The following is a 15,701-nucleotide window of genomic DNA, read 5'->3' as shown; positions in this document are numbered from 1 at the left end:
CTTGCTCTGGGGCGGCCGGGTGAGGGGGTGCCGCTGTTGGAGCGGGCGTTGGCCATCTCCGAGGCCGCCTACGGTCCCGATCATCCCGATGTCGCCGCCTGGTTGGGGAATCTCGCGGCCAGCTTTCTTGCTCTGGGGCGGCCGGGTGAGGGGGTGCCGCTGTTGGAGCGGGCGTTGGCCATCTCCGAGGCCGCCTACGGTCCCGATCATCCCGATGTCGCCACCTTGCTGGGGAATCTCGCAGCCAGCTTCCATGTTCTGGGGCGGCCAGGTGAGGCAGTGCCGCTGTTGGAGCGGGCGTTGGCCATCTCCGAGGCCGCCTACGGTTCCGACCACCCCACCAGCGCCGCCTTGCGGCATGCTCTGTACTACATAAGACGTGTCAGGTAGCTCCATCTTTCTGGAGCTTACGCGGAATGAGCAAGAACGGTTGATTACTCCACGTGCTGTACCACTAGGTTAAAGCGAACTAGCGCCAAATAGATGATCGCTTCTCTGAAGCGATGCTCTCTTTGCTGCCCTGGAGCTTCCGGGCCCCGGGCTTAGCGGCTATGCGGTATGGTTCGTCCGCCATCGGGCGACTCGGGCTGACCGTCACCGAGATGCTGTGTACAGCAGCGAGATACAGCAACACCGCCTTACACGGTCACATGTCACCAACCCGCATCTACCGCTTGAGCAGGGCAAGGAGCCCTCGGCCTCGCGACTGGCTCCGTTTGCAAGCGGGCGCTCTTTGTGTGCTATACGGGGAACGATGATGGCGGTTGGGTGCCCTATAGGGAGTTAACTTCCCAGGTTGCCGCCAATTCGGCGGCGACAGTCGTCCTTTCGCTCAACCACCATTCTTGGCTCATTCGATGGCGGAGAGGTCTTGTGATGCTGACCAGAATCAACCGGCTAAATCGAGAGATGCAGTATGGGTCGGACAGAACGGCGCCTGACGCCGTAATCATGTATAACGATCCCGGAGTCGCTCGCCAAGGTTGTAAGTTCTGTGGCTGTGGAACAGCCAACGGCTTGGTTCCTTAGTTCTTGCCACTCGGTTGAGTAGATCCGCTCCAAGGAGAAGTCTTCCACTACGAACCAGATCTGACAATTTGCGCGGATCGACGACGTACGTTATTTCATGCTTAAGCTTGTTGTATGTCTTCCAGAAGTCATCGGCCCACGCGTCTGGATCACCAACCCATTGAGAAAAAGGTTTTCCAACGTGGCCGGCCAACGCTTTGGTGAAATGTTTATTGGCCCATAGTGCTGGTCGATTACATTTCACCCAGTACTCGATTCCTGCTGCGACGGCAAGCAAAGATGCCTCGGAAGTTGCTGGGCCGAAGCGGTAAAGATTTACTACAGGCCCAACTGCCCGCGGATATGTATCGCAGAGCTTTATCCACCGTGCGAGGCCTGCAATTCCTCCGACTGTTTCCAGAGTGAATAATGGGCGCTCGTTAATCGCCTTAGGGCTTGAAACGCCAGCTAGTGGGACCATGAGAGCCCCATTCCATAATTCTGGGTGATCCTCTTTGCTGGTCGCGTTTGTCTTTAAATGAAGCTCAGCTGATCCTGAACTTGCAGTTACGAATCCCTCCCATGCAAGGTTTAACATATTCTGAATGTGTAGCACAGGTTGGAGGAGATCCCAGAGGTCGCGCGGACGAACGCTCTTACAAGTGATGGAGACGGGCGCACTAAGCTGTCGTCTATCCTCTGCTCCTCCTACCTTCCATGTTGTGGACAAAGATAGGATTCGCCCTCGTGATGTCCCATGATTCGTTGAAGGCGGTGACTTCAACGTCACTGTCCACGACTCCAGGCGCCCGTCCTTATTGGACTCATGGCTTTCTTCTGTGGCAGTCAGTCCTGCCCAAGTGCCGATTCCATGGAAGTTTGCTGTGATACCAAGAAGCTTAGAGCTTTGGAGTTCGTCAACCGGAATCCGACCGATGGCAGTTCGGGCGCGATACCGTCTTGATGAAACTCTGTAACCACTCCGTTGAGTAGACCCGGCCCACTGTGCTTCAAGAAGGAGTATTGATCTCTCTGAAAGCATTGCAGCGATACCTCTTGGATTGCCCTCTTTCTCTTCGTCTAACCTAGCTGCCCATGGCCTCTCGTCGAGAGTCTCGATCATCAGCCAGCCTTTATCCCGGTGAATATATCCGCGCTCAGGCTGTTTCCGGAAGTTGGGCTTGGAAGCGTGAAAGGGCCAGAAATGCCCGAGGCCGCCTTCTAATTCTTCTGCAAGTGAGGAACGCATCATCGAACTCCATGCTTGATCAAGGAGGCATCCAGGTCTGTTACGTTAAGAAGCTGAGATTCGAGCGGGTAGGCCATGATGGGTTGCCCGTTCTACTTCGAGCGCAGGGTCACTGTTACTCGCAGCGCGTGAAAGACCAGGCGCAATATGAAGGTGCCCAACGTGAACATGTCGGTGCCGTCCCAGTCGAACTGCCCGACCTGCCCCGGTGAAACATCAGGATCAGCGGTCACGCGGTCATGGCCCTCCTGGTCCTCGTGCCACTCGACGAGGCGGATGTCCTCGAACCGGAAGACCACGACAGGTGTCTTCGACAGTTCGGGCGGAGTCCACTGCGGGTCGTAGATGAACTCCAGCTCCAACGTCGACGGCCTGCCGGGCTCATAGGTCAGGCGCCTGAAGTCGGTGTCGTGAAGGTAGATGTGGGCAGCCTCCTCGGTCCAGAACTCGTACAGCCCTCCCCTGAACGTGATGCCACGATCCTTGTTCTTGGTCACGCCGGCGAACTCGGTCACTGACATGAGGACATGGTCCTACAGATCGGAACGGTCTCGCAGGTCCCGGCGGAGCAGTGACAGCAGCCCTGACAGCAACATCCCCACACACGGACTCACTTCGGCTACCCTCCACCACCCTCTGACCACGGTCTCTGCTACCCGACCAAGGTGATTGGTCCGCCTGAAAAGCGGAAGGTCGGCGGTTCGACCCCGCCCCTGACTACAGCAGCTGAGCAGCACAAACGCCCCGAGTCGATTACGGCCCGAGGCTTTTTGATGTTCGGTGACAGCAACGGTGTTGAGTGTGAAGTGGGATTGGCCCCAGCCTCCTGATGTCTCGGTTCTGAGGTACGCCGAGATCGAAGTCTGCCGCCTCCTGGCCGATCGAACGGTCACCTCGCCGGCACAGCTCGACGATCTCGGTCTTGACTCACGGGTGAACGAGCGGCGAGGGCGCGGTTTTCTCCTTCCCATGCTCTCCATCATGGACATCCTTCCGGGGACGAGCCCCTGATCTCGGATGTCCGTCAAACCGGATCAAGCCCAAGTGGGGACTTGACCGGTTGTGGCGACACGGCTCGGCACTTCGCGGACCTCGATCACCCTGGAGCCGGCGTGTTGGCCGTGCGCTGATCCCCGCTGGAGGCATCCCCGCCCGTGGAACCCCGGGCAGCGCCCGGCCTCCCAACTCACCACTCCAGTCTCGGTGTTCATCATGATTCCCATTGGCCGCCCCACTCAACGGTGGAGGGCCTGGCGCTTAAGGGCACTACGGAACGGCGTTTCCTGTGTTGCCCAAAAAAGAAGTGCGGCTCATGGCATCTTTATTGGGCGCCCCAATGGGAGATCCGCTCAAGGATCTTGATTCGCGAATCTTGACAATGGTTCATCGGCTCGGCAAGATTTCAAGGGCGGGCGATTTTCGGTCAAATCGTGATTGCGGGATTCTGGACTACGGTCTGCATTTTCGGACACCACAGGGAGAATTTCTGTATGTCGGAGTTCATTAACGTCCTCATCGCCATCGACGCGGAAACCATTCTCGGGAAATACGGCAAGAACACCGATCCGAACAGCCCCACGTCGATCCCCGACAGTAGCAGTTTGATCTACATGACGACCCGGCAGAACCAGCTCGGGAGTACTCCGGGCAGCGAGTTGATCGTCAATGCCTCCCCCATGGACATCATCAGGTGGCGTGAGACGACACTGTCCCTGAACTCCGAGTACACCAGTGTCCTCTACAGATTCAACGCCCTGTCCGGACAGGATCTGATCAGCATCCCCGTGCCGAGGTCGGCGGCCCTCAACGAGCCGCAGCCGAACAGTCATGACCCGTTGAATCCCACCATCCAGAAAACCAACAGCTACTACTGGGAGTCCGAGGTCTTGGACACGGGAACGGTCACCTACAACTTCAGTTTCATGATTCTTAACCACAAGGGCGAAAAGCAGGGCTACTACTACTGGGACCCGTACATCAATATCCAGGGTTGACGGAGTCGGTGTGCCGATTCGCCGATCTGTGTCCGGTGACACTTCGCCGTGAAAAATGAAAAACGTTCAGGAATGACAGGCGGGTATTCGACGACAGGGCCCCGCCCCTGACCACGGCAACTGAGCAGTGCAAGTGCCCTGGGCCGATCAAGGCCCGGGGCGTTTTGATGTCCGGTGACGGCAGCGTCATAGGATGAGGCTGATCGAGGATTTCGGTTGAAGCTTGACGTGGTGACGCCGGCACGTCCCGACGTCGCTGTGGCCGAAGCTCCGAGGCAGGCCGGTGGAAGCGGGAAGGTGCGTTCCGGGTCTTCCGATCCTGGGCTTCACGAACCGGACGTGGCCTCCGGCCCGTTGGAGGGTCTGGATCACCTCCAGCGTTCTCTTCCCCAGATCGATGTCTTCCCGGTGGAGCCGGCACCGTTCCGGGACGATCTGCTCTCCAGGTCGATGTCTTTCCGGCGGAACCCGGCGGAACCGGCGACGTTCCGGGACGATCTACGCCGACCGTGCATACGACCCCGACCCGTACGGCGAGCGGGTCCGGGCGGCCGGGGTCCCCCGATCACCGCCTGCCACGGCTCCGCACACCTCTGCGACCCCGTTCTCCGCCCCTCGTCGACCGCGCCGCCCCGGCCGGGCGGAAACGGGCCACGTGTGCCGTACGGCTCCATGTGGTGGTTTCGCGCCTCGTTAGGTCGAAAATGATCTATGAAGGATCTCCCTGGCGCACACGGCAGTCTCTTTCGAGATACATACCCTTAAGTAATTGTTCGCCGTACGGGCGGGTCGGACAGGTGGGAGGTGAGGGGGGACCGCCGTGACAGCCAGCGATGGCCTGGAGTACTGGGCGGGGTATGGGTTCAGCGAGGAACTCGTCAGAGCCCTGTTCCAGGGGCTGCGCGTGGGTCTGTACGTGGTCGACCACAGGGGGAAGATTCTCCTGGTCAATCCGTACGCCGAGAGGCTGCTCGATCGTCCCGCGCGGCAGTTGATCGGGGTCGACCCTCACGACCTGCTGCACCGCAACGCCGACGGCAGCTCGATCCCCCGCGAGGACTGCCAGATCCTGGCCGCGTTCGCCGAGGGGGTGTACGTCCGCAGCGAGGAGGCGTGGTTCACCCGCGGATCCGGAGGCCTGGTCCCGGTGGGGGTGATGGCGGCCCCGCTCCCGCTGGGCGGGGGGAAGAACATGGGCTCGGTGGTCCTGTTCTACGACCTGTCGCGGCACAAGGCCGTGGAACACGAGCAGGCGGCCGCCCTCGCGGCATTGGAGAAGCTGACCGACCGGTTGTCGCTGATGGCCGAGACCAGCATCGTGCTCGCCTCCACCCTGAGGGTGGACGAGGCGCTGCGGCGGCTGTCTCGCCTGGTGGTGCCCCGGCTGGCCGACTGGGCGATGATCGACCTGCTCGGTCCCAGCGGCGACGGGGTGGACAGGGTGGCGGTCGTGGTCAAGCGGGGCCGGGACGGTGTCGAGTGCAAGCAGTGGGAGGGGCCGCTTCCGGCGTTTCCGGAGACCTCCCGGGCGCCGATGGCGCGGGTGCTGCGCGGGGGCCCCGCGGTGCTGTTCGGCCCTGAGGATCTGGCCGGGCGAATTGATCAGGACGAGGCCGGCGTCCAGTGGCGGCGGCCGTACGAGGAGCTGGGTGCCCATTCGGTCATCGTCGCGCCGTTGCGTACGCCGCGCCGGGTGCTGGGGGCGCTCACCCTGGCCCGTTACGAGACCTCCCCGGTGTACGACTCGGCTGATCTGTCCCTCATCGGCGACATCGCCAGCAGGGCCGGGCTCGCCGTGGACAACGCGGACATGTTCGAGGAGCAACGCCGGTTCGCCTCCTCCACCTCTCACGAGTTCAGAACGCCGCTCGCCGGTCTCCGCGCCCGGCTGGAGGAGGCGGTGCTCTACCCCGCCGACGTCGACCCGCACGAGACCATCAGGAAGGCGCTGGCGGTCACGGACCGGCTGGAGACGATCGTCGAGGACCTGTTGGTGATGGCCCGGCTCCGCGCCGGAGGGCCGGTCGCGTACGAGCCGATCGACGTCGGCGCGCTGGTGGTGAAGGAGGTGGCGGCCATGGCGGATGGCGTGCCGGTCCACGTCGACGCGTGCCGGGACGTGAACGTCCTGGGCAACCGGATCCAGCTGATCCGGGTCATCGACAACCTCCTGGTCAACGCCCGGCGGCACGCGAACAAAAGGGTCGAGGTCACCGTAGGGCGAGCGGAGGGCCTGGCTGTCGTCACCGTCTGTGACGACGGTGCCGGAATCGCGCCGCAGGACCGGGAGTGCGTCTTCGAGCGCTTCGTCCGGCTGGACGAGGGCCGGCGCAGGGAGCCGGGGGGCAGCGGGCTCGGCCTGGCCATCTCGCGCGACATCGTCCGCGCCCACAACGGGACCCTCACGATCGAGGACTCGCTGTGCGGTGCCCGGTTCGTCCTCCGGCTCTCGCTGACGGACAGGCGCCCGTAGCCCCGCAAGATCTCCGCTGTCTGTAGCCTCGCGGGATCTGCGCCGTCCTGAGCCTTCGCGGGATCTCCGGCCATTCTGGAGCGTCCCGGGCGTGGGCCGCCTTCACGGGTCCTGCCGGAAATTCGGATTCCGTCTTCGTGAGGGCGGCTTGAAGGGCCGGCCGGCGTTTCGGCCTCGTCTGGAGCCGGTGACCGTCCTGGTTCATGTCGCGGGCGACCGGGCGCCGAGGCTTCGCCGGTGATTTCCGCATGGCTGAGATATCCGCCCTCGGAAGCGGTGGCGATTCCGAGGGCGAATGAGCAGGTCCGGTTAAGCCGGGCTCGGGGTACACCAGCGCCTGTTCGTGGTTTTTCGATACCCGTTTCGGTGATGCTCAATTGTGGGTAAATTGGGGCTGCCTCGGTGTGCGGCCACGGGGGTTTCGTCGGGTGGCCGGTCTTGGATGGCGCTGAGCGGACACGGGAGACCCTTCGGATGAAGATCGTTGCGTTGTCCTGCACGCAGAGGCGTCTCCCGTCGCTGACCGACGCGCTGCTGGAGGCGGCGATCACCGGCGTCGTCCGGGAGGCCGGTGACGCGGAGATCCAGCGGATCCGGTTGATCGACCATCGCATCGCGATGTGCGAGGGCGAGGACACCTGCCTCGATCCCGAGGTGGGCCGGTGCACGATCGACGACGACTTCGAGCACGTCGTCGGCCTGGCCGAGGGCGCGCAGGCGATGCTGCTCGCCATGCCGGTGTACGCGGGGAACGTGCCCGCGGTGCTGAAGATCTTCCAGGAGCGCCTGAAGAGCTTCATGAACGCCAGCCAGCGCCCGTTCGGCAACCTGCTGGTGGGGACGATCGTGCATTCGCGCACGATGCTGACCGAGCCCGCACTGGCGTCGTTGTTCCCGTGGTACCTGCGCCTGAAGAACAAGAATGTGGCGTCGGCGTGCTTCACCCAGAACGATCACGAGGACCTGACCCGCACCGCGGCGCTGGACCTGTGTGTGGCCGTGGGCCGGCAACTCGGCATGACGCTCGACGTCGGCCGGTCGCCGGCCGGCGACCGCACGGCACTGCCGCTCGTTCAATCACCGGCCCGTCCGCGATGCGGTGACCCGGCCGCGTCCTCTCACGGAGCGTGAGGAGATCCCGGAGCGGGAGATGATCCCGGAACGTGGGGAGACCCCGGAGCGGGAGATGATCCCGGAGCATGGGGAGACCCCGGAGCGGGAGGAGATCCCGGAGCGTGGGGGGATTCCGCGCGCCAGTCGCACCCGTCGCCCGCCTGTTCGCACGACACCGTGACGCCCGGTTCCACGTAGCGGGCGGCGATGGCGGTGTTGAGCTCCTGGCAGTACGAGCACGGTGACGAGAACGTCAGGACGACACCGGCGCGGGCGGCCCGTTTGCGGTACCGGAGGATCCCGCAGTCGGCGTTGCGCAGGACGGTGCCCGAGGGCTGGGGCTCACTGGTCACCGCCGAGTCGTACAGCAACAGCTGACTCTGCAGCCGGGTCATGAAGTGGTCGGTGGCGGACACCCCGGCGGGCCGTTGCGCCCGCAGCAGCTCCGCGGTGATGCGGGAGTTCGCCTGGATCCACGCGGCCAGGCCTTCTTCGCCGTGCTCTCCCAGGATGAACTCCTCCGCGGCCGCCTGGGCCTCGAAGAACCGCTGGCGCCACAGGTCGACCTTCTCGGCCGGGTCGAGGGGGGACGGTTCAGCGGTCATGGTCAGCCTCCTCCGCCGTGGCGCCGTCCAGCTCGGCGAAGACCTCCTGGGCCACGCGCAGCCCGTTGTTGGCGACCGGCCAGCCACCGTAGTAGGCGAGCTGGATGATGACTTCGACGATCTTCTCTCGCGACATCCCGAGGTGCAGGGCGGCACCGATGTGGCCGCGCAGCTCCCAGTCGGTCCGTGCCAGCGTGACCGCGGTCAGCGCGACCAGCTCGCGCTCCTCGACGCTCAGGTGCGGGCGGGTCCAGATCTCGCCGAACAGGTGGTCGACGGTGATCCGCAGGAAGTCCGGGTAGGAGCCCGGGCGCGGTTCGCGGCCGAAGACCTGCTGGAACATGGCCTCACCCTGCTCATGCCGGGCAGACGGCTGATTCATGGATCAACTCCTTCGTGTTGGCCGGATAGTTGGCCGAACAGTCGGCCGAACGGTTGTCAACGTCCACGACGCCGCGAAGGCGGCGACCAGCAGCGCGGCGCCGCTGCCGAAGGCCGCCGGAACGCTCACGCGCTCGGCGACGAGCCCGACGACGACCGGTCCGACCACGGCGCCGACATCGGTGCACATCGAGAAGACGGCGACGCCGCTGCCGGCCCGGCCGGCGATGACGTCGCCGATCAGCGCGGCCGGCGCGGCGTTGAGCAGCGCCGATCCCGCCGCGTACACGCTGAGCAGGACGACGAGCCAGGTGTAGCCGTCCGCGAACACCAGGGCCGTGATCGCCGCCGCGGCCACACCGGTGCCGGCGATCATGGCGGGCCGGCGGCCGGCCCGGTCGACGAACCGGCCGGCCGGCATGATCAGCAGCGCCTGGACGAGGGCGGATATCGTGAACGCCCACCCGACCCACGTCACGTCGTGCCGCCACGCCACGACCACCGTGGGGACCAGCGCTCCGCGCAGCCCGAACAGGACCCATCCCTGCGCCAGCGCCGCGAGGCAGGCCACCAGGTAGCTGCGCTCCCGCAGCAGGACCGGTAGCCGGACCACCTCACGGCCGGGCTCCGCGCCGGAGGTCCGGCCGGTGCGGAGCACCGCCAGCGTGAGCACCGCGGCGGCGAGCAACAGCACGGCGTACGCCAGGAACGGCGCGGACAGGGTGACGAGGGCGAGGAGCCCGCCCAGTGCCGGTCCGCAGATCCCGCCGAGCAGGAAGCCCGCCTCGAACACGGCGCCGGCCCGGCCCCGCCGGTCGGGCGGCGCGACCGCCAGGAGCGTCGCCAGCGCGGACACCGAGAACAGCACCGAGCCGACGCCGCCGAGGCCGCGGAACACGAGCAGCTGCCCGTAGGACCCGGCGAACGCGATCAGGGCCGAGGAGAGCGAGCACAGCAGCAGGCCCGCGACCAGGACTCGCCGCTCCCCGAAACGAACCCCGAGCCGGCCGCAGAACGGACTGGCGGCCAGCCGCATCAGCGCGAACAGGGCGACGAGCGCCCCGATCTGGGTGGGCCCGGCCCCGAACGCCGCCGCGTACACCGGGAGCACCGGGAGCACCAGTCCCAGGCCCAGCATGACGCAGCCACCGACGACGCTGAGGACGTAGACCTCGCGGGGGAGACTCGGCTGGGCGGTGGCAACGGGTGGGACGCTGCCGGGGCCGGCCGCCGTCACTGTCCGGTCACAGGATGATGCTGAGCTTTCCGTGTTCGTACAACGTCTCGTGGTCGAGCACCACGACCCGTCTGCGGACCCGGAACGACTCGCCCTCGACGACGAGCTCGAACCGGTATTTCCCGACGTAGGCGTCGGAGCGCCCGTGCCCGAACCGGTACACGACGACGTTCGCCGCCACGTCGAGGTGGGTGCCCCGATCGGCCAGGACCTCCACGTTGCTGATCATCCGGTTCGTCCGCGACCGGGGGTTCTCGCACCACACCTCGCCGTTGAGGAGCTGTTCGATCCGCTGGCGCAGCCGGGCGGGGTCGTCGTCGACGAGCCCGAGCGCGCCGGCCGTCTCGCCGCGGACGTCGGTGGCCGGGATCGAGTAGCGGATGTCGCCGGTCAGCATCTCGTCGTACCACTCGAGCAGGCGCCACTCGTCGAGCAGCCGGGCCTCGCGGAACAGGAACTGGCTCACCCGGTGCCACAGCCGCGCCTGGGCCGCCTCGTCGACCGTCAGCTCGATGGTCATCGTGGTTCCGCCCCTCGCGTCCCGGCCCGGTGGGCGGCCTCCAGGTGACCGTCGTCGCCGTGCATCAGCCGGTCCCACTGCCGCCAGAACTCGCGGGCGGGAAGCTCGTCGGTCGTCTCCGGGACCTCCTTGTTCATGCCGCGTGACAGGTCCGAGTAGCGGACCGTGCGGTTGAGGTAACCCCGCTGGCACGACTCGACGATCTCGATGTCGTCGGGGGTGGCGAAGCCGGCGGGGCCGAGGAACGTCAGGTAGTGACTCTTGCGGAGCTCCCGGATGTCCGGATCCTCGTCCCTGGGGGCGAGGGCGACCGAGGTGATGGCCATCTGGCCGGCGCCGACCGGGTCGATCTTACGAATCGTGATCGCGATCGCGTCGATGATCATCAGGTTGGGGAAGATCAGCACCGCGCGGTTGGTGCCGGTGATCCGTTCGGCGCGTTCGGCGCCGAACCGGTCGACGAACCGCGCGGCCGTCGCCTCGATCCGCGGCCGGACCTCGTCGCCGAACATCGGCGTCCAGTAGGCGAGCGGGCGGGCCGCCGCCGGTGGCAGCTCGTTGGCCCCGTGCCCCAGCCCGAGGGCGCGGCCGAAGCCGCCTCGTCGTCGTGGCGGCACCGACCCCAGCGACTCCATGTAGCCGACGTAACGCTTGTGCAGGGCCCGGAAGTGGTAGATGTCGACGCTGTTCTCCATCATGAGCTTCCAGTTGGCCCGGGCCCCGTGGAGTTGCGCGCCCTGGATCACCTCCATCCCGGCCTCGGACTGGTCGTCGATCAGGTCGAGGTACTCCGTCGCACCCGCCAGGTACTCGGTCAGGGTGCGCGGCTGCTCCGGGTCGAAGGTGGCGAACACGAAACCGCGGTAACCGTCGCTGCGGTGCTGCGCCAGGCCGAAGTCGGCCTTCCGGAAGCCCGGTCCGTACCCGTCGGGGATCGGGACCCCGACCAGGTCGCCCTGGTTGGAGAACGTCCAGTCGTGGTACGGGCACCGGAACGACCTGGCCTGCCCGGACGGCTGCGAGCAGATCAGGGCCCCGCGGTGGGTGCAGCTGTTCGCGAACACCCGGATCACCCCGTCGGACCCGCGCGCCATGACCACCGGGCGCCCGCCGACGTCGCGGGCCACGTAGGAGCCCGGCTCGGGCACCTCCGACTCGTGCCCGACGTACAGCCAGCAGCGATCGAAGATCCTGGCCATCTCCTGTGCGGCGAGGTCGTCGTCGGTGTAGGCGCGGCGGTCCACCCGGAACGAGAGGCGCTCGAGGTCCTCCATCACGATCGGGTCGCCCACCGGCCGCTGTAGTTCGATCGTCACCGCTCACCCTTTCGCTGTAGCGTCTCGACCGCGCCGATGACCAGCTCGGCCGTGCGCACGGCGGAATCGCCGCACTCCGGCTGTGCGGCGCGCAGCCGGGCCCGGTAGTCCCGGGCGGGATCGAGCAGGTCGCTGACGGCGTCGGCGACCGCCCGCTCGGTGGCGCCGGCCGGCTCCAGCGCCGTCCCGAAGCCCGCCCTCCCCACGAAGTACGCCTGGATGGGCTGGTCCACGGCGAGCGGGATCACCAGCATCGGCGTCGCCGCCCGGACCGACTCCGCCACGGAGTTGTATCCGCCGTGGGTGACGAACACGTCGGCGCGTTCGAGCACCTCACGCTGCGGCACGTACGGGGCGGTGATCACTTCGTCGGGCAGCGCGAGCTCCTCGGCGAGATCTCCCACCGAGGCGATCACCTGCGCGCCGGTCGCCGCCGCCCCGATGATCACCGTGCGCAGCAGGTCCGGCCGCCGGTAGAAGATCGTGCCGAAGGAGACGTACACCAGCGGGCGGCCGGGGTCGATCCGATCCAGGCCGGAGAAGGCGACCTCGTCGCCGCGGGGTCCCGCCGCACCGGGCAGCCCGACCAGCCGCACACCGTCGTCGGTGACCGCGTCGTCCCCGACGAGGGCGGGAATCGTCGGCATCAGGTTGAGGATCGGCGAACGCGCCGAATGCGTCTTGGTCGACCACAACACCCCGTGCCCGGTCAGATAGCCGCCGACCTGCTCGTCGTACGCCCAGCGACCTCGTCGGTGCTCCCTCGGGCACACTCCGCCCAGGTTGGCCCAGATCATCCCGTACGGCACGCCGGACGCATGCGCGCCGACCATGGCCGACGCCGTGACCGGCAGCGAGTCGACGAGCACGAAGTCCGGCGCCGCCGCGCGGAGCGCGTCGGCCGTCTGGCCGGCCACCGGCGACGACCGGAGCATCGGGCCGATCTTCGCCGGGTCGCCGCTCCACGGCGCCATCTCGACCTGCCCGATCTCGTGGACCTGCGCCTTGCCCAGGGCCTGGCCACGCTGCTCGTCGAGCGCGCCGCCGTCCGCGGACAACAGCAGCAGCTCGACCTCGCTGCCTGCGTCCTGGAGCGCGTTGACCACCGGAACATAGGGGTTCAGGTGACCGTGCTGAGTCGTGGTGAGAAGGGCGACGCGCATCAGATCTCCGATCCATCGAAAGAAGACGACCAGGCCGACCCGAGATCCGGCTCTGGATGCACCACAGCGGCCACGACCGCGACACCCCCCTGCTTTCGGAAACGAGTGGTCGAGACGGCGACGCGCGAACGGCATGGCTCCGCCCCCGGACAGGCGAGAACGCCCGGCGGGCGAAAGGGACCGTCGACGTCCGGGTACTGCTACGAGGCTCTACGCATTTCCCGTCATCGCTGAGGGGACACATCGATCGACGTTATTGGAAACAACTTCGAAACAACCGGGTTCACCGCCTGTCCCTTGAGGAGCTTCGCAAAGCCTGCCGGGATGTGCAATCGATGTCAACGCCTCTCTTCTGTCATCTACCACCACTTTGCTGGAAGCGACTTCGTCAAGGACGGCTATGGGACTCTTACGCGACAGATGAGTGTCCTGTGACAGAGTCGGTGCCCGCTCAGTAGGTGAGACAGGTCGCCCGACTTCCTGTCCGCGAATTCCTGTCCGCCGGGCATTTGTGAAATCATCCAGAACGGTTCAGGCGTGGTCTCGGCCATAGTCGCAGACCAGCAGACCTGAGCGGCCCCGATCGCGATCGCTCTCCTTACACGGGTGTCTTTGCCGAGTCCCATGGCGGAGTCGTGATGATCGTCCGCTTCGGCAGTCGCCGTCGACCGCGGGGGCGATCGATGCCAAAACCCCTTCTTCGCCGGGGCTCGCCATCGGCGGCCATGGTCAGGGTGACAGCGTCGCTGACGGCATTGTCCCCGCGCATGGAATTGCTTGGGCCACCGTCCATCGCTCTCCGACCACGTCTCCGCCACCTGACCAGGGTGATCGGTCCGCTTGAAAAGCGGAGGGCAGGCGGCTCGGCCCCGCCCCCGGCCATGGCGGCCGGGCAGCGTAAACGCCCCGAGCCGATCACGGCCGGGGCGCTTTTTCGATGCTTGACGAAAACGCCGTCAATGTGAATTTGCGAGTATGGGATTTGATGCCGAACGCGAAACGCTCTCAGTCCGGTGGGACGTTGGCCGATTGTGAAGCGGTGTCGATTATCGGGAGTGAGTCTTCTCGTTTCCCTCGTGCTTTTCGCTGCCGCTTGGAGGGAAAGGGTTTCTCGGGATCAAAGGAAGGCGCGTGCCGTTAAGTGCCTGCCCCCGCCGGGTCAGGAAGGCACGGGGAAAGCGGCAGGGCTGCGGTGCCCGGCTCTGTCGACGGCCCGTACGCCGAAGAAGACATTGTCCTTGGAGAGGTCGACGCGCACTTCGGCGACGTCGCCGACCGGGATGACGTGGGTCCAGTCGGGGCTGGTGGTCTCGCGCCAGACGATTTCGTAACCGGCGAGGTCGGGTTCGGTGCCGCGGGTCCAGACGAGGTCGGTGTCGTTGGTGAGCTGGTTGGTGAGGATCTTGACGTCCTTGGGCGTGCCGGGAGCCTGGGCGAGTGACCAGAGGGTCGCGGCGTTGACGCGGGCGACGCGGGCGATGTAGGGGAAGTCGCAGAATTCGGGGAGGTCGCCGAATTGCCTGCCGTTCTCGACGCGTACGTCCTGATGCTGGTGGTCGAAGTTCTCGTTGGGTTCGGTGAAGCGGGCGGCGGGGTAGCCCTGTTCGAGGAAACCGATGTGGTCTCCGCCGCGCAGGTAACGGTCGCGGCGGTAGATGATCCGGACGTTCATGCCGGTGGCGTCGTTGTCGGCGACGTTCGTGACGAAGCGGGCGAGCTGGCGGGCGGGTGAGTCGTTCTCGCCGCCGACCGAGCGGCGGGTGTTCGCCTGGGCGGGGGTCTCCGCGGTGGGCACGCCCTCGGCGAAGAGCCGGACGGTGCGGGGGTCGCGGGTGCCGTCGTCGGCGGTGCTGCTGCCGACGATGTCGTTGGTGAACATCGCCTGCACGTCGGCGGACGCGGCCTTGTACTGCCCGGCCATGTACCTGGCGCCGTACAGGTTCTGCTCCTCCCCCGCGACGGCCGCGAAGACGATGGTGGCCTCGGGCCGGCGGGTGGCCATGACGCGGGCGAGTTCCATGGCGACGGCCACGCCGGAGGCGTCGTCGTTGGCGCCCGGCGCGTCCGCCGTGGCGTTCATGACGTCGGTGACCCGTGAGTCGTAGTGGCCTGACACCACGTATATCCGGTCAGGGGTGACGGAGCCGCGCAGGGTGGCGACGACGTTGGTGATGGTGGTGGCGGCAGGGATCCGGGTGGCGGGCTGCTGGACGTAGGACTGCAGCTCGACGGTCATGCGCCCGCCGGACGCCGCGGCGTACCTCTTCATCTCGGCGAAGATCCAGTCGCGGGCGGCGCCGATGCCGCGGTTCGGATCGTCCTGGACGGAGAGGGTGTGCCTGGTGCCGAAGCTCACGAGCTTGCGGACGGTGGCCTCGACGCGCCGCTCGTCGATGTTCCGCAGCAGGGCGCGCAGCTCGGCGTCGGGGTGCTGCCTGGTGACGGGCCGGCCGGGACCGGCCGGGCGATCCGAGCCCGCTGCCGCCGCCGGGCGTCCGTCGAGGGTCACTCCCGCGGTCGCCACCGCGGCGGCGGAAACGGAGAGAAAGGTACGACGGCTGGCTTGACTGGAGAGTTGAGAATCTTTGTCATCCACATAGTGGGTTTATCCGGACATAGAAACTTTGTCCATGCCCAATACG

Annotated in this window: 13 protein-coding genes; 4 read left to right on the top strand and 9 right to left on the bottom strand. The window is 66.1% G+C overall.

What is annotated here, in order from left to right:
- A partial coding sequence (locus ABT053_RS26595) for a tetratricopeptide repeat protein (protein ID WP_350972306.1) occupies positions 1–390 on the top strand: 390 nt, incomplete at its 5' end.
- A 559-nt stretch (positions 391–949) separates the two neighbouring features.
- Here the strand turns inward: ABT053_RS26595 and ABT053_RS26590 are convergent.
- Positions 950–2,131, bottom strand: coding sequence for an ApeA N-terminal domain 1-containing protein (locus ABT053_RS26590; RefSeq protein ID WP_502991862.1), 1,182 nt, complete (start codon positions 2,129–2,131; stop codon positions 950–952).
- A 218-nt stretch (positions 2,132–2,349) separates the two neighbouring features.
- Positions 2,350–2,778, bottom strand: a complete 429-nt coding sequence (locus ABT053_RS26585) for a hypothetical protein (RefSeq protein ID WP_350972303.1) — start codon at positions 2,776–2,778, stop codon at positions 2,350–2,352.
- Positions 2,779–3,747: 969 nt separating this feature from the next.
- Between ABT053_RS26585 and ABT053_RS26580 the strand changes: the two genes are divergently transcribed.
- The 3 genes from ABT053_RS26580 to ABT053_RS26570 all read left to right on the top strand — a co-directional run bounded on the left by ABT053_RS26580 (position 3,748) and on the right by ABT053_RS26570 (position 7,855).
- The gene (locus ABT053_RS26580) at positions 3,748–4,251 is read left to right on the top strand and encodes an inclusion body family protein (RefSeq protein ID WP_350972302.1); all 504 of its coding nucleotides are present in this window, start codon (positions 3,748–3,750) and stop codon (positions 4,249–4,251) included.
- A gap of 820 nt (positions 4,252–5,071) precedes the next feature.
- Positions 5,072–6,724 (top strand): ATP-binding protein, encoded by a 1,653-nt coding sequence (locus ABT053_RS26575; RefSeq protein ID WP_350972300.1) that lies wholly within the window; start codon positions 5,072–5,074, stop codon positions 6,722–6,724.
- A 474-nt stretch (positions 6,725–7,198) separates the two neighbouring features.
- On the top strand, positions 7,199–7,855 hold the full coding sequence (locus ABT053_RS26570) for a flavodoxin family protein (RefSeq protein WP_350972299.1): 657 nt from the start codon (positions 7,199–7,201) through the stop codon (positions 7,853–7,855).
- Here the strand turns inward: ABT053_RS26570 and ABT053_RS26565 are convergent.
- The 7 genes from ABT053_RS26565 to ABT053_RS26535 form a co-directional block, all read right to left on the bottom strand.
- A complete protein-coding gene (locus ABT053_RS26565; protein WP_350972297.1) occupies positions 7,843–8,442 on the bottom strand; it encodes a hypothetical protein in 600 nt (199 codons plus the stop codon). The two genes, ABT053_RS26570 and ABT053_RS26565, sit on opposite strands and share 13 nt — an antisense overlap.
- Entirely contained in the window at positions 8,432–8,824 is a 393-nt protein-coding gene (locus ABT053_RS26560; protein ID WP_350972295.1) for a carboxymuconolactone decarboxylase family protein, read from the bottom strand. Before ABT053_RS26560 ends, ABT053_RS26565 begins: the two co-directional genes overlap by 11 nt.
- A 3-nt stretch (positions 8,825–8,827) precedes the next feature.
- Positions 8,828–10,060: an MFS transporter gene (locus ABT053_RS26555; RefSeq protein ID WP_350972292.1), complete on the bottom strand. Its 1,233-nt coding sequence runs from the start codon at positions 10,058–10,060 to the stop codon at positions 8,828–8,830.
- Between the two features lie 7 nt (positions 10,061–10,067).
- Complete coding sequence (locus ABT053_RS26550) at positions 10,068–10,580, bottom strand: aromatic-ring-hydroxylating dioxygenase subunit beta (RefSeq protein WP_350972290.1); 513 nt, start codon at positions 10,578–10,580, stop codon at positions 10,068–10,070.
- Positions 10,577–11,896, bottom strand: coding sequence for an aromatic ring-hydroxylating oxygenase subunit alpha (locus ABT053_RS26545; RefSeq protein ID WP_350972289.1), 1,320 nt, complete (start codon positions 11,894–11,896; stop codon positions 10,577–10,579). Before ABT053_RS26545 ends, ABT053_RS26550 begins: the two co-directional genes overlap by 4 nt.
- The gene (locus ABT053_RS26540; protein WP_350972287.1) at positions 11,893–13,059 is read right to left on the bottom strand and encodes a glycosyltransferase; all 1,167 of its coding nucleotides are present in this window, start codon (positions 13,057–13,059) and stop codon (positions 11,893–11,895) included. Before ABT053_RS26540 ends, ABT053_RS26545 begins: the two co-directional genes overlap by 4 nt.
- 1,159 nt (positions 13,060–14,218) lie before the next feature.
- Complete coding sequence (locus ABT053_RS26535) at positions 14,219–15,583, bottom strand: M20/M25/M40 family metallo-hydrolase (RefSeq protein ID WP_350972285.1); 1,365 nt, start codon at positions 15,581–15,583, stop codon at positions 14,219–14,221.
- Positions 15,584–15,701: the final 118 nt, after the last annotated feature.

The sequence above is a fragment of the Streptosporangium sp. NPDC002524 genome, from assembly GCF_040295985.1.
In the GTDB taxonomy this organism is placed as follows: Bacteria; Actinomycetota; Actinomycetes; order Streptosporangiales; family Streptosporangiaceae; genus Streptosporangium.
Note: the sequence above shows the minus strand (reverse complement) of the source record. Positions and strands in the feature narration are given on the sequence as shown.

Bases quoted from the DNA above. Each gene is read 5' to 3' on its own strand.
- ABT053_RS26590 (WP_502991862.1), bottom strand. From the start codon at position 2,131: ATGATCGAGACTCTCGACGAGAGGCCATGGGCAGCTAGGTTAGACGAA.
- ABT053_RS26585 (WP_350972303.1), bottom strand. From the start codon at position 2,778: ATGTCAGTGACCGAGTTCGCCGGCGTGACCAAGAACAAGGATCGTGGC.
- ABT053_RS26580 (WP_350972302.1), top strand. From the start codon at position 3,748: ATGTCGGAGTTCATTAACGTCCTCATCGCCATCGACGCGGAAACCATT.
- ABT053_RS26570 (WP_350972299.1), top strand. From the start codon at position 7,199: ATGAAGATCGTTGCGTTGTCCTGCACGCAGAGGCGTCTCCCGTCGCTG.
- ABT053_RS26565 (WP_350972297.1), bottom strand. From the start codon at position 8,442: ATGACCGCTGAACCGTCCCCCCTCGACCCGGCCGAGAAGGTCGACCTG.
- ABT053_RS26560 (WP_350972295.1), bottom strand. From the start codon at position 8,824: ATGAATCAGCCGTCTGCCCGGCATGAGCAGGGTGAGGCCATGTTCCAG.
- ABT053_RS26550 (WP_350972290.1), bottom strand. From the start codon at position 10,580: ATGACCATCGAGCTGACGGTCGACGAGGCGGCCCAGGCGCGGCTGTGG.
- ABT053_RS26540 (WP_350972287.1), bottom strand. From the start codon at position 13,059: ATGCGCGTCGCCCTTCTCACCACGACTCAGCACGGTCACCTGAACCCC.